Annotated in this window: 20 protein-coding genes, 1 tRNA gene and 1 other RNA gene; 5 read left to right on the top strand and 17 right to left on the bottom strand. The window is 65.0% G+C overall.

Annotation, left to right across the window (positions count from 1 at the left end):
- Window positions 1–98 precede the first annotated feature (98 nt).
- The 6 genes from tsf to GRI59_RS07780 form a co-directional block, all read right to left on the bottom strand.
- Entirely contained in the window at window positions 99–1,025 is a 927-nt protein-coding gene (gene tsf, locus GRI59_RS07805) for a translation elongation factor Ts (RefSeq protein ID WP_160760659.1), read from the bottom strand.
- A gap of 133 nt (window positions 1,026–1,158) precedes the next feature.
- Window positions 1,159–1,953 carry a 30S ribosomal protein S2 gene (gene rpsB / locus GRI59_RS07800; RefSeq protein WP_160760658.1) on the bottom strand — a complete coding sequence of 265 codons (795 nt, stop codon included), beginning with the start codon at window positions 1,951–1,953 and terminating at the stop codon, window positions 1,159–1,161.
- Between the two features lie 480 nt (window positions 1,954–2,433).
- Window positions 2,434–3,327: a CDP-diacylglycerol--serine O-phosphatidyltransferase gene (gene pssA, locus GRI59_RS07795; RefSeq protein ID WP_419866797.1), complete on the bottom strand. Its 894-nt coding sequence runs from the start codon at window positions 3,325–3,327 to the stop codon at window positions 2,434–2,436.
- Entirely contained in the window at window positions 3,324–4,076 is a 753-nt protein-coding gene (locus tag GRI59_RS07790; RefSeq protein WP_160760657.1) for a phosphatidylserine decarboxylase, read from the bottom strand. Before GRI59_RS07790 ends, pssA begins: the two co-directional genes overlap by 4 nt.
- A 48-nt stretch (window positions 4,077–4,124) precedes the next feature.
- The gene (locus GRI59_RS07785; RefSeq protein WP_183363626.1) at window positions 4,125–5,267 is read right to left on the bottom strand and encodes a beta-ketoacyl-ACP synthase III; all 1,143 of its coding nucleotides are present in this window, start codon (window positions 5,265–5,267) and stop codon (window positions 4,125–4,127) included.
- A 12-nt stretch (window positions 5,268–5,279) separates the two neighbouring features.
- Window positions 5,280–6,194, bottom strand: a complete 915-nt coding sequence (locus tag GRI59_RS07780) for a LysR family transcriptional regulator (protein ID WP_160760656.1) — start codon at window positions 6,192–6,194, stop codon at window positions 5,280–5,282.
- Between the two features lie 130 nt (window positions 6,195–6,324).
- On the opposite strand from GRI59_RS07780, the gene GRI59_RS07775 reads away from it, so the two are divergent.
- Together GRI59_RS07775 and GRI59_RS07770 are read left to right on the top strand one after the other, a co-directional pair.
- Window positions 6,325–7,890, top strand: a complete 1,566-nt coding sequence (locus GRI59_RS07775) for a proton-conducting transporter transmembrane domain-containing protein (protein WP_160760655.1) — start codon at window positions 6,325–6,327, stop codon at window positions 7,888–7,890.
- A gap of 25 nt (window positions 7,891–7,915) precedes the next feature.
- On the top strand, window positions 7,916–10,297 hold the full coding sequence (locus GRI59_RS07770; protein ID WP_160760654.1) for a YbcC family protein: 2,382 nt from the start codon (window positions 7,916–7,918) through the stop codon (window positions 10,295–10,297).
- 188 nt (window positions 10,298–10,485) lie between these two features.
- Here GRI59_RS07770 and GRI59_RS07765 read toward each other — a convergent pair.
- Window positions 10,486–10,571: transfer RNA gene (locus GRI59_RS07765), tRNA-Tyr, on the bottom strand.
- 171 nt (window positions 10,572–10,742) lie between these two features.
- Between GRI59_RS07765 and rlmB the strand changes: the two genes are divergently transcribed.
- Complete coding sequence (rlmB, locus tag GRI59_RS07760) at window positions 10,743–11,534, top strand: 23S rRNA (guanosine(2251)-2'-O)-methyltransferase RlmB (RefSeq protein WP_160760653.1); 792 nt, start codon at window positions 10,743–10,745, stop codon at window positions 11,532–11,534.
- 25 nt (window positions 11,535–11,559) lie between these two features.
- On the top strand, window positions 11,560–12,462 hold the full coding sequence (locus GRI59_RS07755; protein WP_160760652.1) for a hypothetical protein: 903 nt from the start codon (window positions 11,560–11,562) through the stop codon (window positions 12,460–12,462).
- 93 nt (window positions 12,463–12,555) lie between these two features.
- Here GRI59_RS07755 and GRI59_RS07750 read toward each other — a convergent pair whose 3' ends face one another.
- On the bottom strand, window positions 12,556–12,828 hold the full coding sequence (locus GRI59_RS07750) for an HU family DNA-binding protein (RefSeq protein WP_160760651.1): 273 nt from the start codon (window positions 12,826–12,828) through the stop codon (window positions 12,556–12,558).
- A 243-nt stretch (window positions 12,829–13,071) separates the two neighbouring features.
- Window positions 13,072–15,480 carry an endopeptidase La gene (gene lon / locus GRI59_RS07745; protein ID WP_160760650.1) on the bottom strand — a complete coding sequence of 803 codons (2,409 nt, stop codon included), beginning with the start codon at window positions 15,478–15,480 and terminating at the stop codon, window positions 13,072–13,074.
- A gap of 158 nt (window positions 15,481–15,638) precedes the next feature.
- On the opposite strand from lon, the gene GRI59_RS07740 reads away from it, so the two are divergent.
- Window positions 15,639–16,103 (top strand): hypothetical protein, encoded by a 465-nt coding sequence (locus tag GRI59_RS07740; protein ID WP_160760649.1) that lies wholly within the window; start codon window positions 15,639–15,641, stop codon window positions 16,101–16,103.
- Here GRI59_RS07740 and GRI59_RS07735 read toward each other — a convergent pair.
- From GRI59_RS07735 to GRI59_RS07700, 8 genes are all read right to left on the bottom strand, one after another.
- Window positions 16,100–16,417, bottom strand: coding sequence for a DUF1905 domain-containing protein (locus tag GRI59_RS07735; RefSeq protein ID WP_160760648.1), 318 nt, complete (start codon window positions 16,415–16,417; stop codon window positions 16,100–16,102). The two genes, GRI59_RS07740 and GRI59_RS07735, sit on opposite strands and share 4 nt — an antisense overlap.
- Complete coding sequence (locus GRI59_RS07730; RefSeq protein ID WP_160760647.1) at window positions 16,414–16,785, bottom strand: hypothetical protein; 372 nt, start codon at window positions 16,783–16,785, stop codon at window positions 16,414–16,416. Before GRI59_RS07730 ends, GRI59_RS07735 begins: the two co-directional genes overlap by 4 nt.
- A gap of 3 nt (window positions 16,786–16,788) precedes the next feature.
- Window positions 16,789–17,130: a YbaB/EbfC family nucleoid-associated protein gene (locus GRI59_RS07725; protein ID WP_160760646.1), complete on the bottom strand. Its 342-nt coding sequence runs from the start codon at window positions 17,128–17,130 to the stop codon at window positions 16,789–16,791.
- Window positions 17,131–17,143: 13 nt separating this feature from the next.
- Window positions 17,144–18,958, bottom strand: coding sequence for a DNA polymerase III subunit gamma/tau (locus tag GRI59_RS07720; RefSeq protein WP_160760645.1), 1,815 nt, complete (start codon window positions 18,956–18,958; stop codon window positions 17,144–17,146).
- A gap of 60 nt (window positions 18,959–19,018) precedes the next feature.
- Window positions 19,019–19,113: signal recognition particle sRNA small type (gene ffs / locus GRI59_RS07715), an RNA gene on the bottom strand.
- Between the two features lie 138 nt (window positions 19,114–19,251).
- Complete coding sequence (locus GRI59_RS07710; protein ID WP_160760644.1) at window positions 19,252–19,530, bottom strand: ETC complex I subunit; 279 nt, start codon at window positions 19,528–19,530, stop codon at window positions 19,252–19,254.
- A gap of 110 nt (window positions 19,531–19,640) precedes the next feature.
- Window positions 19,641–22,070, bottom strand: a complete 2,430-nt coding sequence (hrpB, locus tag GRI59_RS07705) for an ATP-dependent helicase HrpB (RefSeq protein WP_160760643.1) — start codon at window positions 22,068–22,070, stop codon at window positions 19,641–19,643.
- Window positions 22,071–22,089: 19 nt separating this feature from the next.
- Window positions 22,090–23,100 (bottom strand): polyprenyl synthetase family protein, encoded by a 1,011-nt coding sequence (locus GRI59_RS07700; protein ID WP_160760642.1) that lies wholly within the window; start codon window positions 23,098–23,100, stop codon window positions 22,090–22,092.
- Window positions 23,101–23,122 lie beyond the last annotated feature (22 nt).

The raw sequence follows: 23,122 nt of genomic DNA, 5'->3' as shown, positions 1-23,122 counted from the left end.
AGCCGTTGCGCAAAGGGTAAGGTAACGCCGTGCCCGCTCAAGCAAACGGCCGCCGCAGCATCTGCTGCGACGGCCGTCCGTTGATTGTTGGCGAAAGATCAGCCCTTGAGCGTGGCTGCCACTTCCGCTGCGAAATCGACTTCTTCCTTCTCGATGCCTTCGCCGAGCTGGAAGCGGGCGTAGTCCTTGAGCACGATCGAGGTGCCCGCGGCCTTGCCAGCCTGCGCCACGAGATCAGCGATGACGGTCTTGTTGTCCATCACGAAGATCTGGCTGAGCAGCGCGTTTTCCTTGGCAAACTTCTTCACCGCACCATCGACCATCTTGGCCTGCACGTCTTCGGGCTTGCCGGTTTCGGCAGCCTTTTCGGCAGCGATCTTGCGCTCACGCTCGATCACTTCGGCATCGAGCCCGTCCGCGTCGAGCGCCATCGGGAAAGCGGCGGCCGCATGCATGGCCAGCTGCTTGCCGAGCGGTTCGAGCACGTCGGCGCCCGCTTCGCTTTCCAGACCGATCAGCACGCCAATCTTGCCGAGGCCTTCGGCAGCGGCGGTGTGCATGTATGAAATGACCGCGCCCTTCTCGACCGCGACGGTCTTGATGCGGCGGATCTGCTGGTTTTCACCGATGGTGGCGACGTTGTCGGTCAGCTTATCGGAGACGGTGCCGCCTTCGGGGTAGGCAGCGGCCTTGAGCGCTTCGACATCATCATTGCCGAGTTCAAGCGCCACAGCCGTCACGTTGCGGACAAAGCTCTGGAACTGGTCGTTCTTGGCGACGAAGTCAGTTTCCGAGTTCACTTCGACAGCCACGCCCTTGGTGCCCGAAACGGCGACGCCGACGAGACCTTCAGCCGCAGTGCGGCTCGACTTCTTCTGAGCGGTGGCGAGGCCCTTGGCGCGCAGCGCGTCAACCGCGGCTTCGATGTCGCCGCCGGCTTCGGTCAGCGCCTTCTTGGCGTCCATCATGCCAGCGCCAGTGCGCTCGCGCAGCTTCTTCACGTCAGCGACGGAAAAATCAGCCATGAGAAATTCCTTTTCGTGTGTTGTTCGGGCGCCCGGCCCTGCCGTCTCCAGATGGAGGGCAATGCCGGGCGCGCTAGAAGGGTAATGTGACGCGGAAGCGACGGTGTGTGTCGCCGCTGCCACGTGAAGAAAATCAGGCTTCGGTTTCTTCCGCAGCCGGCTCGTCAGCAACCACGACTTGCGCGGGTGCTTCTGCCGGGGGTTCAGCCATCGCGCCGAAATCGCTCGACACGTCCTGCTGGAACTTGCCCTTGCCGGCGAGCGCCGCTTCACCGATTGCCTGGCAGTACAGGCGCACTGCGCGGCTCGCATCGTCGTTGCCCGGAACCGGGAAAGCGATGCCCGACGGATCGACATTGGTGTCGAGGATGCCAATCACCGGAATGCCGAGAACGTTGGCTTCCTTGATCGCGAGATCTTCCTTGTTGGCGTCGATCACGAACATCACGTCCGGGATGCCGCCCATGTCGCGGATGCCGCCCAGCGAGGCTTCCAGCTTCTCACGCTCACGGGTGAGCTGCAGGACTTCCTTCTTGGTGAAGCCCGACACATCGCCCGAAAGCATTTCTTCCAGCGCCTTCAGACGGCGGATCGAACCCGAGATCGTCTTCCAGTTGGTGAGCATCCCGCCCAGCCAGCGGTGGTTGACGAAGTGTTGGCCCGACATGCGTGCGGCGTCAGCGATCGGCTCCTGCGCCTGACGCTTGGTGCCGACGAACAGCACCTTGCCACCCGACCGCACGGTCGATTCGACGAAATCGAGCGCGCGCGCAAACAGCGGCACGGACTGCGACAGGTCGATGATGTGAACACCGTTGCGCGCGCCGAAAATGTACGGCTTCATGCGCGGGTTCCAGCGGTGGGTCTGGTGGCCGAAGTGAGCGCCGGCCTCAATCAATTGCTGCATCGTGACGACAGGTGCCGCCATAAGTAATTCCTTTCCGGTTGTTCCTCTGGAAGACTGGAACCGTGATGCGGAGATCCCGCAAACGGCACCGGTATGTGCGCCTTCCATGTGAATTTGCTTGGCGCGAAGATCGAACGCCTTGCCTCAAGCGAGCGAGCCCTTAACCGCGTCGCGGGCGGAAATCCAGACATGAATGCACGCGCTTACGAAAAATCGCCCCAGGGTCGGTGCGAAAGGCGCTTGACAGGCCAGAACAGGTAGGGAACAAGACGTAGGAACAAAGAACGAACAATTCAGGGGAACCCGCCATGCTTGCTCTTGCCATTTCCGCCCTGTTCACACTGACCGGTGTTGTCGCTGTGGCCACCATCGCGCACAGCCTGATCGGCGCGCGCGCTGCCTATGCGCAGCTTATGCGGGAAGGTGAAGTGATGCGGGCCGGGTTTGCGCTTCAGGCGGCTGCGGTTGACATGCAGCTGCGCGCTGTCCGTCGTCAGGACGTCACGCCGCGTCGGCGCTCGGCTCAGCTGCGGAGGCTACCGCATCAAATTTGCGCCGCTGCTTGATCCGCCCGTACTTCACAAGGCCGTAAGGCATCAGCGCAAGATAGGCGATGCAGATCGCCGCTAGTGTCCACCACGGTTCCAGCAGCAATGCGGCAAACGCCAGCCCCGTGAAGGCGATCAGCGGCAGACGAATCGAACGGCGCGGCCGGATTGATGCCCAGCTCAAGGTTGCCATGTTCGAGATCATCAGGATCGCGATTACCGCCAGCCAGAGCGTCATCAGCACCGGATCGCGGAACAGGGCGATGCCGGTCTCGTGCCACAGGTAGAACGGGGTAAAAGCCAGCCCTGCCCCGACCGGAGCAGGGACGCCAGTGAGGAACCCGGCTGATTTGTGCGGCTGATCGTCCAGATCAATCCGAGCGTTGAAGCGCGCGAGCCTCAGCGCGCAGCAGATCGCAAAGGCGAGCGCCGCAAACCAGCCAAAGCGCGGCCAGTCCTGCAAGGACCACAGGAACAGGATCAGCGCCGGCGCAACGCCGAAAGAAATCGAATCCGCCAGACTGTCGAGCTCCGCGCCAAATCGGGACTGGGCGTTGAGCAGCCGCGCGATGCGCCCGTCGATCCCGTCGAGCACACCGGCCAGGACTACGAGGCCGATCGCGTAAGTCCACTGCGCATCAATCGCGAAACGGATGCCGGTCAGCCCCGAACACAGCGCCGCCGCCGTGATCGCGTTGGGCAGCATTGCCCGCAAGGTCAGCCCGCCTGCACCCGGACTGCGCACACCTTCGTCCTCATCCTCAGCGGCCTTCGGGCCAAGCCGCGCCGGAAAGAACCGCGCGCCCGGAATCTTACGCGGGCCGCGCTTGCGGGGCGGTTGGCTCACTGCGAAATTCCCTCGATCAACCCGCGTTGGCCGATCTCGGCGATGACGGTTTCGCCAGCAATGGTGGTCTGTCCGATCATCACCTTGGGATCGGTCCCAGCCGGAAGATAGATATCGACGCGGCTGCCGAACCGGATCAGGCCGACGCGCTGCCCCTTGGCAACCATGTCACCCGGCTTGACGAATGGCACGATCCGCCGCGCCACCAGCCCGGCAATCTGAGTGAAGCCGATCTTCAGCCCGTCACTCCGCTCGATCAGGATATGCTGGCGTTCGTTTTCCTCGCTCGCTTTGTCGAGCTCGGCGTTCATGAACTTGCCGGGGATATAGACCACCCGCCGTACCGTCCCGCCCACCGGTGTGCGGTTGATGTGAACATCGAACACGCTCATAAAAATCGACACCCGCGTGACGGTGCCGTTGGGCAAGCCCGGAAAGCCCGAGCCATCGTCGATCTGCAATTCGAGCGGCGGTTCAACCTCCTCGATCAGCGTGACGATACCGTCAGCCGGAGCGATGATCGCGGCCTCCCCCTGCGGCACCACACGTTCGGGATCGCGGAAAAAAGCGAACACGCCAAAACTGAGCAGCAGCAGCGGCCAGCCGATCAGCTCCCAATCGAGCGCGAGCAAGAAGAACAGGCTCACCGCCACCGCGATCAGCCCGAACTTGCGACCTTCCGGATGGATCGCGGGCCAATCCCAGCCCGCCTCGCCGCGACCTTTGTTATCGAGAATTTCGCCTGCCATCGGAGGGCTTCTAGGGAGTGCAGCGCGAGGCCGCAAGCAACTCGGCCCTTAGCTCACCTTGCGTACGAACACCGTGCCCGCAGAATAGCCCGCACCGAAGCTGCAAATGAGGCCGGTATCGCCAGCCACAAGATCGTCGCTATGCTGGTGGAAAGCGATGATCGAACCCGCACTCGAGGTGTTGCCATAGGTATCGAGCACCGTCGGGCTCTCGTCCTCGTTGGCCTCGTGGCCCAGCACCTTGGTCGAAATCAGCCGGTTCATGCCCGCATTGGCCTGATGCAGCCACAGGCGGCGCAGGCCTTCCGGATCGATCCCGAGCCGCTCGGCTTCATCGAGGATCATCTGCGCTACCATCGGCACGACTTCCCGGAACACCTTGCGGCCTTCCTGTACGAACAGCTTGTCGGCGGTATCCGCAGTCTCGGGCGCTGCGCGGTTGAGGAAGCCGAAATTGTTGCGGATGTTGTTGGAGAACACCGTCTTCAGCTTGGTGCCGAGGATCGCCCAATGCTCCGCCGGAGCAATGGCAGCATCCTCGACCAGCACAGCGGTGGCGACATCGCCGAAAATGAAGTGGCTATCCCGGTCGCGCCAGTTGAGGTGGCCGGAGGTTATTTCCGGGCTGACCACCAGCACAGAACGCGCATTGCCCGCGCGGATGTAATCGGCCGCCGTCTGGATGCCGAAGGTCGCCGAAGAGCAGGCGACATTCATGTCGAAGCCGAAGCCCTCGATCCCCAGCGCCTGCTGGATCTCGATCGCCATCGCCGGATAGGCACGCTGCATATTCGAGGCCGCGCACAACACCGCATCGACATCTTCCGGCTTGCGGCCCGCCCGCTCCAGCGCCTGACGCGCCGCCGCCACGCCAATCTCGGCCATGATCGATAACTCGTCATTCTCGCGTTCGGGCAAGCGCGGGCACATGGTGTCGGGATCGAGGATCGGCGCCTTGCTCATGACATGGCGCGCCTTGATCCCGCTCGCCTTCTCGATGAACTCGACCGAGGAATAGGCCAGCGGTTCCGCATCGGGGTTCGCCGCATTGTGGCGATCCACAAAGGCGTTGAAGCTGGCGACCAGTTCTTCGTTGGAGATGCTGTCGGCGGGGGTGAACAGGCCGGTGGCGGAGATGACCGGGCGGCCGGTAAGGGGGGCTTGCATTTCCTGCATGGGACTCTCTTGCATGGGGCGCACGCCTTACTGCCCCCCCTCTCCCGCCGCAAGCCCTGCCGCCTCTGCGTCAGGTTCCAGAACCTCGCGCAGCAGTGGATTGGGAAAAGTGCGCGCGATGGTGACGGCGTAGAATTCCTCCGTGATGCCGGGCAACTGGAACAGTTCATAAAGCGTGCCGGCGGCCAGCTCGTCGCGAACCACGATCGGCGGGATGACCGCCACGCCCACATCGCTGCGGGCAAGCAGGCGGAGCATCGCCATGTCGTCTGCCTCGGCTGCCACCCGCGGGACGATCCCAAGGCCTTCGATCATCGCATCGAACCCGGCCCTCAGCGCGGTTTCGGGCGTGGGCAGGATCAGCGGCGCGGTGGTGAGCATCCGGGTGAGGCCCTGCGCCGCCAGCGCCAGCCGGGTGCGCGCGCCGACAAGGCTGACGGGTTGCTCCGCCAGCCGCCGCACCAGATAGGGGCTCGCCGCATCGCGGGCGGGCACTTGATTGGTCAGCAGCACGTCGATTGTCAGAGAGTCGAGCGCGCGCAGCAGGCTCGCCTGCGTGCCCGACCGCAACACCACCTCGACATCATCGCGCCCAATCAGCGGTTTGAGAAAGCCCATCTGGAAGTTGCGTGACAAGGTCGCCAGCGCGCCGATCCTGAGCACCTTTCGCTGTCCACCGACCGCGCGGAACGTGGCGGTGAGCTGTTCGGAGGCGCGGAAGATCTGCTCGGCATAATCCAGCGCGATCCGACCTGCCTCGGTCAGCACCAGATTGCGCCCGCGCCGTTCGAACAGGTCGTGGCCGAGATCGGCCTCCAGCGCCTTGATCTGAGTCGAGACCGCGCTTTGCGAGATATTGAGCGCGCGTGCCGCCGCGGTCAGAGTGCCTTCGCGCGCGGTCGCGCGGAACAGGCGCAGGTGGTGCAGGTTGAGGGTCGCCATGGTGCCAGCTCCGCTTAATCGTTCGATTGAGACGAACGTTTGGTCGCAAAATATGTATTTTCTTTAATTTCGTCCACCCCCTATCCGGCAAAGCGTTCCTAAAGCCCTCTCTTCCTGCCGGAGCGCTGCTATGTCTGACGCCATCGCCCTCACACTGTTTGCCCCGCTGGCGCTTGTGCCGGTGATCCTGCTTGCGCTCGCCCGTCCGGGCAGGCGTCCCGGAAGCCTGCCGCGCTGGTCGGAAGGCGCGGCGCTTACCGCTTTTGCGCTCGCGCTCGCGGGCCTTATCCAGACCGCTCTGTTTTCCTCCCCGGGTCTTGCGATGCTGGAGGGCCCTTTCGCCCTCGGCCTGCGCAGCGATCTTGTCAGCGCCAGCGTTGCGACGCTGGTCGGCTTCATCGGCTGGATCGTCATACGCTACAGCCGCACCTATCTGGACGGCGAAGCGCGCGAGGGCGCGTTCCATGCGCTGATGCTGACCACGCTCGCTGCGGTGTTGGTGTTCGTGCAGGCAGGCACGCTGCCTACCATGATCCTCGCCGCAATCACGGTCGGCCTGACCCTCAAGCGCCTGCTGCTGTTCTACCCCGACCGGCCCGAAGCCCAGCGCGCGGCGACCAAGTTCGGCGCCGTCTGGCACACGGGTGACGTGATGCTGGTGATCGCCGCCGGTCTGCTGTTTGCCCGCTTCGGCACGCTTGACGTGACCGCACTGCCCGCCGCTGCGGCCGCCACCGGGCTTGGTCTTGCCGGAACGCTCGGCGTCGCCGCCATCGTCGTCGCCGCCGCGCTCAAAACCGCCGCCTTCCCGCTCCACGGCTGGCTGACCGAAGTGATGGAGGCTCCTACCCCTGTCTCTGCGCTGCTCCATGCCGGGATCATCAACTCGGGCGGCGTGCTGCTGATCACCGCTGCTCCGCTGGTGCAGGCGAGCACCGGAGCGATGGTCGCCCTCGTCCTGATCGGCGGGCTCACCGCGCTGTTCGGCGCGGCGGTGATGCTGACCCAGAGCGCGATCAAGACAGCGCTGGCCTGGTCGACGATTTCGCAGATGGGCTTCATGCTGCTGCAATGCGGGCTGGGCCTGTGGACGCTGGCGCTGCTGCACATCATCGCCCACTCGCTTTACAAGGCGCACGCCTTCCTCTCCTCAGGCGGCGCAGTCGCCGAGGTTGCCAATATTCGTCGCCCCGGCCCGGTCGCCGTGCCGAGCGTCGCGGCGGTGCTCAAGAGCTTCGCGCTGGCGCTCGCCATCTTCGCCGCGATTGCCGGAGCCTTCACCGCCGTGTTCGGACCGAAATCCCCGCAGGCGCTGGCGCTTGGTGCGATCCTGATCTTCGGGGTGGCTTACCTTGTCGCGCAGGGCCTTGCCGACCGTGCGCCGGTCGCCCTGACCAAGCGCACCGCTGGCGCCGCGCTGGCCGCAGCAATCGGCTACTTCAGCTTCCAGACCCTTGCCCAAGCCATCTGGGGCCCGATCCTGCCGACCCCGCCGATGCCGGGCGAGCTGGAATGGGCGATGCTGGTGATTGCGGTGGCGAGCTTCGGCTTGGTCGCCTTTGCCCAGGCCCTGTTCCCCCTCTGGGCTCACCATCCGGCCACCGCTGGCCTGCGCGTCCACCTTGCCAACGGCCTTTACCTCAACGCTCTGCTGGACCGCGCAATCGGCGGCTTCCGCACCACAACGACCCGCTGACGAACGCACCAACGGAGACAATGCCATGCTGATGAACCACGCTGACATCGCCCCGGCCCGCTTCTCGGCGGTGCTCGAAGCCGCCGAGGCTGCCGGCCGCGCCATTCCGCCCGCCTTCCCGCTGGATGCGACCGTTGCGGTGAACCCCTTCCTCGGCCAAACCGGACAAGACCTCGCCAGCACCGCCGCGCGCCTTGCACGCGTCGCCGGAGTCCGCGTCACTCGTACCGGCGCCGAATATGTCGCCGCCATCATGGATGGCCGGATCCGCGCCGATGACCTCGCCGAAGCGCTCGCCGCCTCGCCCTCGCCCTTGAAGCCTGCGACTGTCACCGCCCTGCGCGAAGTGGCCGAAACGCTGAGTGATGGCCCTGCCCCCCGCGCTTTGCCGACCGTTGCCGATCTTGCTGCCGAGGCGACTGGGATCGATTGGCCCGCCCTGATCGACAAGTGCATCGGCCTGTGGGCCGCAGGCCACTTCGACCGCGGCCAAGCTCTGTGGTCGCCCGCTCCAGGTGCCGAGGCCTTCACCGCTTGGCGCGGCTGGGCGCTCCATGACCTCACGCCGGAAATCGCCGGCCTCGAAGGCTTCTGCGCCCATGTCGCCTGCGCGCCGGACACCACCGAACGCGCGATCCTCTCCGCAGCCGAAACCCTCGGCCTGTCTGACGCCGCAGCACCGACCTCCTTCCACCGCCTCGCCATGAGCCTTGGCGGCTGGGCGCAGCACGCGCGCTGGCTGCTATGGCAAGCCGAACTGGTTGGCGATACCGACCGCACGCTGATGGACCTGCTCGCGATCCGCCTGATCTGGGACGAGGCGTTGCTGCTGCGCACACCCCAGATCGCCGACCGCTGGGCGGCAACCGTCGCGGCTCATGCTATGCCGATCACCGCGACCGCTGAGGAGGTGGCGCTGGCGATCCTGCAAGACGCCGCCGATCGCGGGCACCAACGCCGCCTCGCCGCCGCGCTTGACGGTGCTGTCCCGCAAGGCGAGCGGCCCTTCCTGCAAGCCGCTTTCTGCATCGACGTGCGCTCAGAAGTCTTCCGCCGCGCGCTCGAATCTGTCGACCATTCCATTGCAACCATCGGTTTTGCAGGCTTTTTCGGCCTACCTCTGGCGCATCACGCGCATGGTTCGGACATTCTCGAAGCGCGACTGCCGGTGCTGCTCAACCCGGCGGTCAGCACCACCAGCGCGGGCGATCCGGCCAAGGATCAGGCCGCCCGCATCAACGCCCGCAGCCAGCGCGCCTGGGGCCGGTTCCGGCAGGCGGCGGTGTCCTCCTTCGCTTTTGTCGAGGCGATGGGGCCGGTCTATGCGGTGAAGCTGGTCAAGTCGGCGCTCGGCCTCGGCGGCACGGCGAAAGCGGAGCCTGCCCCCGAAGTGATCGGCGGCATGAGCGCCGCAGCCAAGGCCGATACCGGCGCGGCGGTGCTCAAGGCGATGAGCCTGACGCAAGGCCACGGAGCGGTCGTGCTGCTGCTCGGCCACGGTGGCAACACCACCAACAACCCGCATGAAAGTGCCTACCACTGCGGGGCCTGCGGCGGGTACACTGGCGAAGTCTCGGCGCGGCTGCTCGCAATTCTGCTCAACGATCCCGAAACCCGCGCCGGGTTGGCCGAACGGGGCGTGGATGTTCCGGCGGATACGTTGTTCGTGGCCGGCCTGCACGACACCACCACCGACGACATCACGATCTACGAAGATGGCCTTCCCGCCGCGCGCAGCGGCGATCTTGCCACGGTGCGCAAGTGGCTGGCGCAGGCTGCTAAGGTTGCGCGTGCCGAGCGTGCGGTGCGGCTGCCCGGTGCGCGCTGGAACACCATCGCCGCCCGCGCTCAGAACTGGGCCGAAATCCGCCCGGAATGGGGCCTTGCCGGATGCGCTGCCTTCATCGCCGCCCCGCGCGAGGCAACCGCTGGCCGCGACCTTGGCGGGCGGGCGTTCCTGCATTCCTACGACTGGCAGGCAGACGCAGGCTTTGGCACGCTGGAACTGATCATCACCGCCCCGGTCGTGGTGGCGAGCTGGATCAGCCTCCAGTATTACGGCTCCAGCGTCGCACCCGAAATGTTCGGCGGCGGCAACAAGCTGATCCACAATGTCGTCGGCGGCATCGGCGTGATCGAAGGCAATGGCGGCCGCTTGCGCGCCGGCCTCCCGTGGCAGGCGGTGCATGACGGCGAGCGCCTCGCGCACGAGCCCCTACGCCTCTCGGTCATGATCGAGGCCCCGCGCGAGGAAATGATAAAGATCCTCGAAAAGCACGCGAGCGTCCGGGCGCTGTTCGATAATGGCTGGCTGCACCTCTTCGCCCTGAAGGATGGCAAGATCGATGCGCGCTATCTGCCGGGGCTTGCCTGGGCCGATCAACAACCAGAAATGCTCGCCGCCTGAGCGCAGGTGAACAAGGTCGCAACTGGCGTCGCCCGCTCAAGGGTCGCGGCCTGTCGAGCCATCGGCGGGGCGAGCGGGCGACGGCCTCATTTTGGGAGACAGCTGTGTCCAGATAGGGGGTAGACCGCCTTGAGACACACCCCAGACGCCTGCCATGAAGTGCTTCACGTGAAACAATGGAAGGAAAGTGGTGGACAGGGCTGGATTCGAACCAGCGTACGCTTGCGCGGGCAGATTTACAGTCTGCTGCCTTTAACCACTCGGCCACCTGTCCACACAGTCCCCTACCATGAGGGGGGCGATCCTGAGCGTGTCACGCTCTGAAATTGCGCGAGTCCGTTGCCGGGCCCGCCGCCGAGAGGCGCCCCTTTGGCGAAGCACTGCTTGCCTGTCAATGCCCCTGCTGGCAGGGGGTGCCTTTGAAAAGCCTCAGGCGGGAAACAACATGATCAAAGGTGAAAAGAAGCGCGCCCTGCGGGGCCGTGCGGGGCGCATGAAGGGCGGGCGCGGCTCGGGTCGTGGCAGCGCGGGGCAGGTGCGCCTATGGGGCCGCCATGCGGTCGAGGCCGCGCTTAAGAACCCCGATCGCCAGCACCGCAAGCTGTGGGCCACGCCGGAAGGGCTCGAGAGCCTCGACGGCGACTTGCCCGCAGGTTTCCCGGTCGAACATGCCCAAGCGGCCGATCTCGCCCGCCTGGTCGCGAAGGACGCGCCGCATCAAGGGCTGGTGCTGGAATGCGCCGCGCTGGAAGACGTGTTCCTCGACGAGGTGGCAGACGGCGAAGCGGCCCGGCCGATCGTGGTGCTCGATCAGGTGACCGATCCGCATAATGTCGGCGCGATCCTGCGCTCGGCGGCGGCTTTCGGGGCGGCGGCGATCGTGACGCAGGACCGCCATGCACCTTCTGAAGGCGGCGTGCTGGCCAAGGCCGCCTCGGGCGCGCTTGAGACCGTGCCATGGGTCCGCGTGGTGAACCTCGCCCGCGCCTTGGAAGAGCTGGCCGAGGCCGGGTATTGGCGCATCGGGCTGGCGGGGGAAGCCGAGGCGGTGCTCGCCGATGTCATGCCCACCGGGCCGCTGGCGATCGTGCTCGGCGCGGAAGGCGAAGGACTGCGCCAGAACATCGCCGCTCATTGCGACGTGCTGGCGAAGCTGCCGATCACCTCGGCCATCGAAAGCCTCAATGTCTCGAACGCGGCGGCGATTGCGCTTTATGCGGTTGCAACGCGCAGCTAGAAGCAGGGTCAGGGAGGGAATTGCCATGACCATGTTTTCGACCATCCGCCTGCGCGCCGCTGCTGTGCTGACAGGCGCTGCGCTGGCGCTGAGCGGCTGCTTTATGACACCGGGCAAGTTCACGTCGGAACTCGCGATCACCGGGCCGGACAGCTTCACCTTCAGCTATGAAGGCGAAATCTTCTTCCTCGGCCTTTCGAAGCTGGCGCAGATGGACGCGGCCAATCCCGAGGCTTTCACGCCCAATTGCTACGACGACGAGACCTTCGAGAGCCGGGATTGCACAGCCGAAGAAGAGGCAATCCAGCGCGAAGAGTGGGAAGCGGGCGCGGCCGAACGGGTGGAACAGGCCAAGAAGCAGGCCCAGCAGATGGCCGCCTTGATGGGCGGGATCGACCCGTCCGACCCCAAGGCCGCCGAGGAACTGGTCCGGTTGCTCCAACGCCAGAAGGGCTGGGATCGCGTGGTTCACAAGGGCGACGGCGTGTTCGACATCAGCTACCGCGTCTCTGGCACGATGGGCCACGATTTCACCTTCCCGATGATCGAAGGCTTCCCGCAGACCAACCCCTTCGTGCAGGTGTTCCTGCGCAAGGGCAGTCAGGTGCGGATCAATGCACCGGGCTTTGCCGCGCAGAGCACGGATAGCGGCGGGCTCGGCACGGTTCTGGGCGCAGGCTCCTTCGCTGGGCTGGCCGCAATGGGCGCTGCCGAGCAGTCGCGTGAAGCCGGGCAGAATCCGGCGGCCATGCCCGGTGTGCCGGTGATGGACGGCACCTTCACGGTCCGCGCCGCGGCCGGAATGCGGATTCTCGCCAACAACACCGACGAAGGCCCTGTCGCTCAGACCGGCGGCGAAGCGCTGATCTGGCGTATCAACCCGCGCACCGCGCAGGCCCCGACCGCACTGATTGCCGCCGCTCCCTGATCGGTGCGAACGGCAAAGAGAAACCCCGCCAGCCGCGAGGCTGACGGGGATTTTTCTTGCCCTTGAAAGATGATCAGTCGGGCTGGCCGCTGGTCAGTTGACGGCGTCCTTCAGCCCCTTGCCCGCCTTGAATTTGGGCTGATTGGAGGCCTTGATCTTCATCGGTTCACCGGTGCGCGGGTTGCGCCCGGTCGACGCCTTGCGCTTGGCGACCGAAAAGGTGCCGAAGCCCACCAGTCGCACTTCGTCCCCGCCCGAAAGCGCCTTGGTAATCGCATCGAAGACGCTTTCGACCGCGTTTGAGGCATCGCTCTTGGACAGACCGCTCGCGTTGGCAACTTCGCTGATCAGGTCGTTCTTGTTCATATGGGAACCCCCTAGCTGCTGGATATCGATTATCGGTGTGAATCGCGCACATACGAAACGGCGAGACTGAGACGTTTTTTGATAGGCTGTCAAAGGCAAATAGCCCGATCGCCCCCGCCAGACAAAAAGCCAAAGCAGTTTATGCGCCCAACATAGGTTGGGCGCTCGTTAGCCTGATGAATACCGTCTCCGGAACGTTGCGACCCTGCCGCGAATCGCGGCAAGTGCGGACGTTCTAGCGGCTCAATGTGCGGTAGGCACCTCTGAGCTTGCGGAACTCGCCCCCGAAGTGGGGTTAGCTGGCTGACTCGCCAGATCGTCCGCTTCGGTCCACTCGATCGCCACCAGCGGCTCGGTCAGCGCGCGGGCTAGCACCTCGTCAACATGGGACACCGGCACAATTTCCAGCCCCGCCTTGGCGTTAGCCGGGATTTCGGCGAGATCCTTGACGTTCTCCTCGGGGATGAGGACGGTCGTGATCCCGCCGCGCAACGCTGCGAGCAGCTTTTCCTTCAGCCCACCGATCGCCAGCACCCGGCCACGCAGTGTGACTTCGCCCGTCATCGCCACATCAGGGCGCACCGGAATGCCGGTGAGGGTCGAGACGATCGAGGTGACCATACCGATCCCCGCGCTCGGCCCGTCCTTGGGCACTGCGCCTTCGGGCAGGTGGATGTGGATGTTCTTGCGGTTAATCAGACTCGGTTTGATGCCATAGGCAGGCGCACGCGCCTTCACGAAGCTGAAGGCGGCCGAGACGCTTTCGTTCATCACCTGGCCGAGCTTGCCGGTCGTCTTGACCTCGCCCTTGCCCGGCGTGGTGACGCTTTCAATGGTGAGCAATTCGCCCCCCACCGAAGTCCATGCCAGACCCGTCACAGCGCCGACCTGCGCCTCTTCCTCCGAAACGCCATGCTTGAACTTGCGCACGCCGGAGAAGTCGCCGAGGTTTTCAGGCGTGATCGTGACGCTGGTGGCCTTCTTTTCGAGGATCTGCCGTAGGCTCTTGCGGCACAGCTTGGCGATCTCCCGCTCAAGCGTACGCACCCCGGCCTCGCGGGTGTAGTAGCGGATCAGATCCCGCAGGGCCTCTTCTTCAAGGGTGAATTCACCCTTCTTGAGCCCGTGCGCTTCGACCTGCTTTTCGACCAGGTGGCGCTGGGCGATCTCGACTTTCTCGTCCTCGGTATAGCCCTCCAGCCGGATGATCTCCATCCGGTCGAGCAGCGGTTGCGGCAAGTTCAGGCTGTTCGCGGTGCACACGAACATGATGTCGCTGAGGTCGAGATCGAGCTCGAGATAGTGGTCCTGGAACTTGGCGTTCTGTTCGGGATCGAGCACTTCGAGCAGCGCGGATGCCGGATCACCGCGGAAATCCTGACCCAGCTTGTCAATCTCGTCGAGCAGGAACAGCGGGTTCGACGTGCCAGCCTTCTTGAGATTGGCGACGATTTTGCCCGGCATCGAACCGATATAGGTGCGCCGGTGGCCGCGGATCTCTGCCTCGTCTCGCACGCCGCCGAGCGACTGGCGCACGAATTCGCGGCCCGTCGCCTTGGCGATCGACTTGCCGAGGCTGGTCTTGCCCACGCCCGGCGGGCCGACGAGGCACAGGATCGGCCCCTTCAGCTTGTTGGTGCGCGCCTGCACCGCGAGGTATTCGACGATCCGGTCTTTGACCTTCTCCAGCGCATAGTGATCGGCATCGAGCACCGCCTGCGCCTGCGCAATGTCGCGTTTCAGCTTCGACTTCTTGCCCCACGGCAGGCCGAGGAGCACGTCGAGATAGTTGCGGATCACCGTCGCCTCGGCGCTCATCGGCTGCATTCCGCGCAGCTTCTTCAGCTCGCTGAGCGCTTTGGCCTTGGCTTCCTTGGAAAGCTTGGTCTTTTCGATCTTCTCGGTCAGTTCGGCGATTTCGTTGCCTTCGCCATCTTCGCCGCCGCCAAGCTCGCTCTGGATCGCCTTCAACTGTTCGTTGAGGTAATATTCGCGCTGGGTCTTCTCCATCTGGCGCTTCACGCGCCCGCGGATACGCCGTTCGACCTGCAACACCGACAGTTCGCCTTCCATGAAGGCCATCACCAATTCGAGCCGCTTCAGCGGATTGCCCTCGGTCAGCAGCGCCTGCTTGTCTGAAACCTTGGCGCTGATTGCAGCGGCGATCGTATCGGCCAGCTGCCCGGCATCGTCGACCTCGGAAAGGTCAATCGCGGCATCATCGCCGAGCTTCTTGTTGAGCTTCACATATTCGCCGAACTGCTCGGTCACCTGCCGCATCAGCGCCGTGACTTCGCTGCCCGAGACGGTCTCGGGCCCAAGTTCATCGACCTCGGCCAAAAGATACGTGCCGACGTTTTCAAGCGCCGAGAGCCGCGCCCGCGCCTTGCCCTCAACCAGCACACGCACCGTGCCATCGGGCAGCTTGAGGAGCTGGAGCACCTGCGCAATCACGCCGACATCGTAAAGGTCATCGCCTTCGGGATCGTCGCAGCCCGGATCGAGCTGGGCGAGGAGGACAATGTCCTTCGATGCCTCCATCGCCGCTTCCAGCGCCGCCACCGACTTGTCGCGCCCGACAAACAGGGGGACGACCATGCCGGGGAAAACGACGATGTCGCGCAAGGGGAGGAGAGGGAAAGTCTGGGTCATTTGTCTATTTCCGCGGCGGCCGTTTGGACCTGCCTTCCGGTCGAATATGGGTAGCGGTCAGGCGGGCCGCAATCCCTTTTGCGCAAGAGCTGTGGAACATGAAGGATGGCGTTAACCGCCTGCCGCTATCTTGCCCGCCAGAGCGAAAGAGGCAGGCGATGAAACCGATTGCTTGGATTGCCGCTGGTCTGGCCTTGTCATGGCTGGCCAAGCTGATTGAGGGCATGGGCGATCTGTCAGCCCAGGCATCCGAACGCCTGCCGCTTTATATCCCAGCGCTGCTGGTTTTGACGGCGGGACAATACTGCGTTTACCGCGGTTTGCGCAGCGGGGTTGCTGCGGTGTGGTCGGGGGCTTTCGACCGGCGGCAGGGCCAACAGCCCCCTGACCCGCCCCGCGCCCGCCGTCTGGCCAGCGACCAAGGCGAGGTGACAAGCGACAGCGATTTTGATGCTGATGCCGTATTCGCGCGCTATCTCGAAAGTCGGCAGGACGCAGCCCCGGCCCCGCCCAAGCATACCCCGCCGCTGCCAGCCCGCCGGCCTGCTGCACCACCATCCGCTGCACGACCAGCCAAGGCTCAAGCCCCGGCGCAGCCCGGCTTTGGTCGTCGGATCGTTTAGGATCCACGCTGGCGGATGGCGATGGTGGCTGTGACCCGGTCGCCCAGGCCCACCCCTTCGGCGCGCTGCACAGCGACCTTCACGGGCAGAAAATAGGTTGCACCGCGCGGAAACAACGAGGTGGTGAAGTCGGTATCGCCAATCCGCGCGGTGGCGGGGATACAACCCCAGCCATAGCTCGCCTCGCGCGCGGCATAGCGCAGTTCGGCAACGTGCTCGTCAGGCACCGGCACGAACAGGAACGGCGCCGGGCCGCGCCATTCGACGATGGCGCCGGAGAAGGCGATCCGGGCGAGGATGTCGTCCCCAATCATGCAGCCTCGCAATCCGGAACTTCATAATCCCGGATCAGCAGGTACAGCACAAGTGAGGACAGCGCCGTCTGAAGCGCGATGACCTTGCCCGCGTCGAGACCCAGCACCGCGGAAACCAGGAGCGTAACCGCCACCGGTCCAAGCAGGACAAAGGCGAGGCGGTGTCGCAGCACGTCACCTACAAACACCAGCGTCACGGCAAGGATCGGCAAAAAAAGGAAGGCCGACATAAACAGCCCGATGACAAACACGCCGATAGCTTCATCAGCATTCGGATCTGCGCTCATCACCGTCGCTGCGATCGCCAATCCGATCAGCCCCGCGAAATGCGCCAGGCTAATCTTCATCGCGAAGTCGCGCCGGAACATCCCTCACCCCAAGCCGGGCAGGTTGAACCCCGGCGGCAGACCCATCGAACCCTGCATTTCGCGCATCTGCTGGTCTGACACCCGGTCGGCCCGGTCACGCGCGTCATTGAAGGCAGCGGTGACGAGGTCTTCGAGGATCTGCTTGTCGTCCGGCACCATCAGGCTGTCGTCGATGCTGACGCCGAGAATGCGGCCCTTGGCGCTGGCACGAACCTTCACGAGGCCACCGCCTGCCGTGCCTTCGACCTCAATCGAGTCCAGCTTTACCTGCATCTCGTTCATTTGCTTCTGAATGGTCTCGGCGGCCTGCTGGGCGGCGGCCATCATCTCTTCCATCGATTTCATTGCGGGGGACTCCTCAATTCCAGGGGGGATTGCCAGCGCCGCCACTGGCCGCGCGGCTGGGGGTTGTGATCAATTCGGCATCGGGAAAGGCCTCGAACGCGGCCTTGACCAGCGGGTCGGACCGGATGCGCGCATCTTCGGCAGCCGCGTCGGCTTCGGCGACTTCGCGCAAGCTGGGCTGCGCGGCGCCTGTGCCGCGTTCGATCAGCCAGCGCTTGCCGGTGACCTTGAACAGGGCCTCACGGATGTCGGGCGCGGGATCGTCGGGGAAGTTGTCGGCCTGCTGGTAGACCAGCCTTTCGGCGGCAAGTTCGATCACCCGCACCCTGTCACGCATCATCTGAGCAACGCGCAGCTGGCCCGCGGCATCGACCGCTTCGACTAGTGCAGCCCAATCCTGCACGGGCGAGGACGCGACAGGCGTCGCTGCGGGCGCGGCACCCTCAGCAGCGGCAGGGGGAGCGGCGGTAAACCCGCTTGCCGCAATCTCCTCGATCCGCCGAGCGAGCTTGCCGGGATCAGGCATTTGCGCCGCATGGAGGATGCGTAGAAGCGCCATTTGGAGCGAGACGAGCGGATCGGGCGCGGTGCGAACTTCGTCATGCCCCTTGAGCAGCAATTGCCACAGACGGTGCAATTCGCCCGCGCCCAGCCGTGCCGCGAAATCGGCGAGCGCGGCGCGCTCCTCTTCGGCAGGCGCATCGGGTTCGCCGCCCGAAACCTGCGCCAGCGTGACGCGGTGGGTCAGGTCCATAAGCGCGCGCATCAAAGCCAGCGGCTCGACGCCAAGCGAATATTGTGCATCAACTGCCGCAAGCAAATCTTTGGCGTCGCCTGACAAAATATGGCCCAACAAGCGGCGCTGCGCGCTCTTGTCCGCCAGTCCGAGCATGTCGCGCACCCGGCTACCGCTGACTTGGCCCTCGCCATCGAGGTCCGCGTGAGCAATCGCCTGATCGAGGATCGAAAGCCCGTCTCGCACCGATCCTTCGGCGGCGGCTGCGATGATGCTGAGCGCCTCGGCTTCGGCCTCGACACCCTCCAACCGGCACACCTTGGCGAAGTGCTCCGACAACATGGGCGCGGGGATCCGGCGCAGATCGAACCGCTGCGTGCGGCTCAGCACCGTGACCGGCAGCTTGTCGACTTCGGTGGTGGCGAACAGGAACTTCACATGCGGAGGCGGTTCCTCAAGTGTCTTCAGCAAGGCATTGAAAGCGTTGCGTGACAGCATGTGGACTTCGTCGATGATATAGATCTTGTAGCGCGCCGATACGGCGGCATAACGCACCTGCTCGATGATTTCGCGCACGTCATCGACGCCGGTGTTCGAGGCTGCGTCCATTTCGATCACGTCGATATGGCGCCCCTCGGCGATCGCCGTGCAGGCCTCGCACACTCCGCAAGGGTCGATGGTCGGACCGCCCTGCCCGTCCGGCCCGACGCAGTTCAAAGCCTTGGCGATCAGCCGCGCGGTCGAAGTCTTGCCGACCCCGCGCACCCCGGTCATCAGGAAGGCATGGGCCAAGCGGTCGCGCGCTATCGCATTGGCGAGCGTGCGCACCATCGCTTCCTGTCCGATCAGTTCAGAAAAGGTCTGCGGGCGGTATTTGCGCGCCAACACGCGGTATGGCTGCCCGGCGGCAACGGGCGGCACGGCGGGGGGTGGAGCAGGCGAGACAGGTTCGGGCGCGGGAGTGGTCGGGGCTGGCGCTGGCGCTGGCGGCGTAAGGTCACCGAACAAGGCATTCTGCCCAGCCGCCTCCAGCTCCGATGCGGTGGGGCCGGTGTCAGTTTCCTCAGGCAGATCGGGATCGGAATCGGTCATGCCGACAAGCTAGGCGTTCAAACCCGGTTTGTCATGGGTGGGCATCGCCGCGATCGGGGTGAAAAAGGAGCCGAGCGACCCGCCGCAATCCACCTGAGCTGCTTCCTTCCGGACCTGACTCGGTGAGCGGACGCAAACGTCCACCCGACTCCCACGCGAGCATATGGCGCGGGTCGAACAGAAAATCAACTCAGCGAAAAAATCGGCCCGCAGGGCCGCAAGGGCAAACGCCCGCCGCGGCTTATGCCGCGTAGCCAAGGCGGGCGGACGCCCGCCGCCCGGCGCTTGAGGGCCTAACGAAAGTTATCCGCGTAGGCCTGTAGCTTGAGCCGCTTAGGCGGGGTCGCATGGACGCGGGCGGCAATGCCGTACTTTTCGGCATAGGCTTTGGCCGCATCCTTTGAGGGGAAAGTCAGGTTCACCTGCGACTGCGTGTCGGCGCTACCGGTCCAACCCATCAGGGGATCGGCGAACCGCGCTTCGGACTGCTCGAATTCCAGCACCCACTCATCGGTGTGCGCCTTGCCGGACTGCATCGCGTGCTTGGTCTTTTGGAAGATACGTGCGGGCATTTCTTTTGCGATCCTCGCTCATGCTGGCTTCGCCAGCGTCGCTGCGGGCGGCCGGTCGGCCTTGCGACCTGCTAATGCAGGTCGAATTGCGCTCTGCCGATAGCGCAATCCTATTGGCGGTTGAAGGCGTTTTTGGTCTTGAGGCTCGGCTTTTCCAGCCATGGCTCGGCGGGCCAGCGGTGCTTGGGATAGCGGCCCTTCATATCCTTGACCACATCGCGCCAACTGCCACGCCAGAAGCCGGGCAGATCGCGGGTCGACTGGACAGGACGCCCACCGGGACTGGTCAGCTTCAGCAGCAAAGGCGTGCGGCCGATCATCGGATGGACATCCAGCCCGAACAGTGCCTGCACCCGCACCTCAACGCTTGGCGCATCATCGCCCGCATAGTCGATCGCGTGGCGCGTATCGGCGGGCGACGTGAAATGCGTCGGTGCAGCGCTTTCTAGCATCTGTCGCGCGTTCCAGTCGAGCAGACCTAGCGCGGCCTCGGCGAAGCGATAGGAGGGCACTTCAAGGTCGCGCCGCCCGGTGAGCAGCGGGGTGAGCCATTCGCCCGCACGGTTGCGCAGGGCTTCGGGCGCCAGTGCTTCGACCCCGGCAAACCGCGCGCGGGCTAGGAAGCCTTTGGGCAGCACGTCCCCCAGCCGCTCCACAGCCTTGCCCACAAGGATATCCACAAGCAGCGCCGGATCGGGCGCGGGTTCGGGGACGCTCGCCAGCACGATGGCTCCCAGTCGCCGTTCGCGCCGCGCCTCGACACGATCTTTGTCATTATTCCAGCGAGTTGTGATTCGTTCCTGCAATTCCCTGGCGAATAGCACAGCGATCCGTTCGGAAGCGATTTCCGCCCCGGCCGTGATCCGCCCGCCCTTGGCCTGCCCTTGCGCATCGCCGATCACGATCCACTCGGCGCGGGCCAGTGGCGAGGCCGGATCGAGCTGGTAACCCCGCCCCCCGGCACTCAGCCAGTTTTCGCCCGAGGAATCGCGACGACGCGCCACGAAATCGGGGCGCGCGAGTGCGAGCGATTCGGCGGCGTCGGTAGCACGGCTATCACCGATCACGCGCGCCAGCTTCGCCGCCTGCCGCGCCCAACCCTCAGCAATCCGCGCTGCCGCCACGCTGCGCGGTGCCCGGTCGCCGCACCAGCGGGTGAGGCGTTGCAATAGGTCTTCACCCCGCCCGCCCAGCCCGCGTTCCTGCAACAGCATGACGAGCCGCGCCGCATCCTCGCCGCAGCGCGCGCTCGCTCCGTGGAGCACGGCTGCCGCATGATCGGGCGCCATCGGCAAGCTGGCAATTGCCTCACCCAAAGGCGTGATCCGCCCACTGGCATCGAGCGCGCCGAGCGCTTCCAGTGTCCCCCTCGCGGCTGAAACTGATGCTTCTGGCGGCGGATCGAGCCACGGCAGCGCCTGCGGGTTGGCCGTCCCCCACTTCGCCAGCCGTAGCAGCAGCGGAGCGAGGTCAGCCTGCATGATCTCGGCCGGCGCGAATTCGGGGCGACCGGCATGGCCCGCCTCCTCCCATAGCCGGTACGCCACCCCCGGCCCCTGCCGCGCCGCCCGCCCTGCCCGCTGCGCTGCCGAGGCTTGGCTGGCACGGCGGGTGACGAGGTGGGTGGAGCCTGCCGCCCGGTCGAACTCGGCAAGCCGCGCGAGGCCCGAGTCCACGACCACGCTTACCCCGTCCAAGGTCAGCGAGGTCTCGGCAATCGCGGTCGCCAGCACGATCCGGCGGCGACCTTCCGGGTCACGGCGGATCGCGGCGCGTTGAGCAGCGGGTTCGATCTGGCCGTGGAGCGCGTGGATTGGCACGTCCTTCAGTCGCGGTTCGATCCGCTCCCGCACCCGCTCAATCTCGCGCACGCCGGGGAGGAAAGCGAGGATATCGCCCGCTTCTTCGCGCCAAGCGGTCAGCACGGCTGCGGCCACACGATCTTCGATTTTCTGCGAGGAATCACCACTAAACCATTTAATTACAAGCGGAAAACTGCACCCTTCACTTTCGATGATTGCCGCACCTTCGCCCAACAACCGGCCGAACCGCGTACCGTCGATGGTCGCCGACATGACCAGCACGCGGAGGTCTTCGCGCAGCACGGCGCGGGTTTCGAGCGCCAAGGCGAGGCCTAGATCGCTGTCGAGCGCGCGCTCATGCACCTCGTCGAACAATAGCGCCGAAACGCCCGGAAGCTCCGGATCCTCGACCAATCGGTTCACCAGAATGGCTTCAGTGACGACAAGGATGCGCGTGCGAGCGGAGACTTTGCTGTCGAGCCGGGTCATGTAGCCCACGGTCTCGCCTGGGGCCTCACCCAGCATATCGGCCATGCGTTCGGCCGCCGCACGAGCGGCAACGCGGCGGGGCGAGGTGAGAATGATCTGGCCGGTGCACCACGGCTGGCTCAGCAGATCGGGAGCCACGGCGGTGGTCTTCCCCGCCCCCGGCGGCGCGATCAGCACACCTGCGCCTTGCTCTGCGAGTGCAGCGCGGATCTGCGGCAGGACGGCGTGGATGGGCAGGTCGGGGATCATGCCCCGCCCGTTACCGCGATCAGTGCCCGCGCGCGACCGCGAATTGCGCCGCTTCGGCCATCGCCTGACGTGCCTTGCCATCGGGGAAGATCGAGATTGCATCGATCGCCCGGTGCGCGAAGTGACGGGCCCGCTCACGGGTGTCTTCCAAGGCATTGTGCTTGCCGATCAGCGCAATCGCATGAGCGAGGTCAGCGTCGGACGTGCGATGCCCGATGATCGCGTCCTTCCAGAACTTGCGCTCTTCCTCGTTGCCGCGGGCATAGGCGAGGATCACCGGCAGGGTCATTTTGCCCTCACGGAAGTCGTCACCCTGATCCTTACCCATTTCTGCGGCGTCAGAATCGTAGTCAATCGCATCGTCGACCAGCTGGAAGGCGACGCCTAGGTTGCGGCCATAGCTTTCCAGCGCGCGTTCCTGCTCTTCCGAACATTCCGCCACCACAGCGCTGATCTGGCTGGCGGCGGCGAACAGCGCGGCGGTTTTCGCGCCGATGATGTGGAGATATTGCTCTTCGCTGGTGGCGATCTGGCGCTGGGCGGAGAGCTGCGAGACTTCCCCTTCGGCAATCACGGCGCTGGCGCGGGCGAGGATCGAGAGGACACGCAAGGACCCATCCTCGGTCATCAGTTCAAACGCGCGGCTGAACAGGAAATCGCCGACCAGCACGGTCGCCGGATTGCCGAAGATGATATTGGCCGCGGCCTTCCCACGCCTGAGCTCGCTGCCATCGACCACATCGTCGTGCAGCAGCGTTGCGGTGTGGATGAACTCAACCGCGGCGGCGAGCTTGAAATGGCGTGTGCCCTTGTAGCCGACCAGTTCCGCGCCTGCGAGCGTCAGCATCGGCCGCAGCCGCTTGCCTCCGCCAGAAATCAGGTGGCCGGCCAGCCGCGGGATCAGCGGGATCTCGCTCTGCATCCTCTCAAGGATGACCGCGTTGACAGAGTTCATGCTCGCAGCCGTCAGCGACAGCATCGGATCGAGTGTCGGCGCCTTGCGCGGCAGGGGAATGATATCGGCACTCATGCTGCCTGCGGCTCTAGGGCGG

The sequence above is a fragment of the Erythrobacter ramosus genome (assembly GCF_009828055.1).
Lineage (GTDB): Bacteria > Pseudomonadota > Alphaproteobacteria > Sphingomonadales > Sphingomonadaceae > Erythrobacter > Erythrobacter ramosus.
Note: the sequence above shows the minus strand (reverse complement) of the source record. Positions and strands in the feature narration are given on the sequence as shown.

What these genes read in the sequence shown, in the direction of transcription:
- tsf (WP_160760659.1), bottom strand. Translation starts at nt 1,025, where the DNA reads ATGGCTGATTTTTCCGTCGCTGACGTGAAGAAGCTGCGCGAGCGCACT.
- rpsB (WP_160760658.1), bottom strand. Translation starts at nt 1,953, where the DNA reads ATGGCGGCACCTGTCGTCACGATGCAGCAATTGATTGAGGCCGGCGCT.
- GRI59_RS07790 (WP_160760657.1), bottom strand. Translation starts at nt 4,076, where the DNA reads ATGGCAGGCGAAATTCTCGATAACAAAGGTCGCGGCGAGGCGGGCTGG.
- GRI59_RS07785 (WP_183363626.1), bottom strand. Translation starts at nt 5,267, where the DNA reads ATGCAAGAGAGTCCCATGCAGGAAATGCAAGCCCCCCTTACCGGCCGC.
- GRI59_RS07780 (WP_160760656.1), bottom strand. Translation starts at nt 6,194, where the DNA reads ATGGCGACCCTCAACCTGCACCACCTGCGCCTGTTCCGCGCGACCGCG.
- GRI59_RS07775 (WP_160760655.1), top strand. Translation starts at nt 6,325, where the DNA reads ATGTCTGACGCCATCGCCCTCACACTGTTTGCCCCGCTGGCGCTTGTG.
- GRI59_RS07770 (WP_160760654.1), top strand. Translation starts at nt 7,916, where the DNA reads ATGCTGATGAACCACGCTGACATCGCCCCGGCCCGCTTCTCGGCGGTG.
- rlmB (WP_160760653.1), top strand. Translation starts at nt 10,743, where the DNA reads ATGATCAAAGGTGAAAAGAAGCGCGCCCTGCGGGGCCGTGCGGGGCGC.
- GRI59_RS07755 (WP_160760652.1), top strand. Translation starts at nt 11,560, where the DNA reads ATGACCATGTTTTCGACCATCCGCCTGCGCGCCGCTGCTGTGCTGACA.
- GRI59_RS07750 (WP_160760651.1), bottom strand. Translation starts at nt 12,828, where the DNA reads ATGAACAAGAACGACCTGATCAGCGAAGTTGCCAACGCGAGCGGTCTG.
- lon (WP_160760650.1), bottom strand. Translation starts at nt 15,480, where the DNA reads ATGACCCAGACTTTCCCTCTCCTCCCCTTGCGCGACATCGTCGTTTTC.
- GRI59_RS07740 (WP_160760649.1), top strand. Translation starts at nt 15,639, where the DNA reads ATGAAACCGATTGCTTGGATTGCCGCTGGTCTGGCCTTGTCATGGCTG.
- GRI59_RS07735 (WP_160760648.1), bottom strand. Translation starts at nt 16,417, where the DNA reads ATGATTGGGGACGACATCCTCGCCCGGATCGCCTTCTCCGGCGCCATC.
- GRI59_RS07730 (WP_160760647.1), bottom strand. Translation starts at nt 16,785, where the DNA reads ATGTTCCGGCGCGACTTCGCGATGAAGATTAGCCTGGCGCATTTCGCG.
- GRI59_RS07725 (WP_160760646.1), bottom strand. Translation starts at nt 17,130, where the DNA reads ATGAAATCGATGGAAGAGATGATGGCCGCCGCCCAGCAGGCCGCCGAG.
- GRI59_RS07720 (WP_160760645.1), bottom strand. Translation starts at nt 18,958, where the DNA reads ATGACCGATTCCGATCCCGATCTGCCTGAGGAAACTGACACCGGCCCC.
- GRI59_RS07710 (WP_160760644.1), bottom strand. Translation starts at nt 19,530, where the DNA reads ATGCCCGCACGTATCTTCCAAAAGACCAAGCACGCGATGCAGTCCGGC.
- hrpB (WP_160760643.1), bottom strand. Translation starts at nt 22,070, where the DNA reads ATGATCCCCGACCTGCCCATCCACGCCGTCCTGCCGCAGATCCGCGCT.
- GRI59_RS07700 (WP_160760642.1), bottom strand. Translation starts at nt 23,100, where the DNA reads ATGAGTGCCGATATCATTCCCCTGCCGCGCAAGGCGCCGACACTCGAT.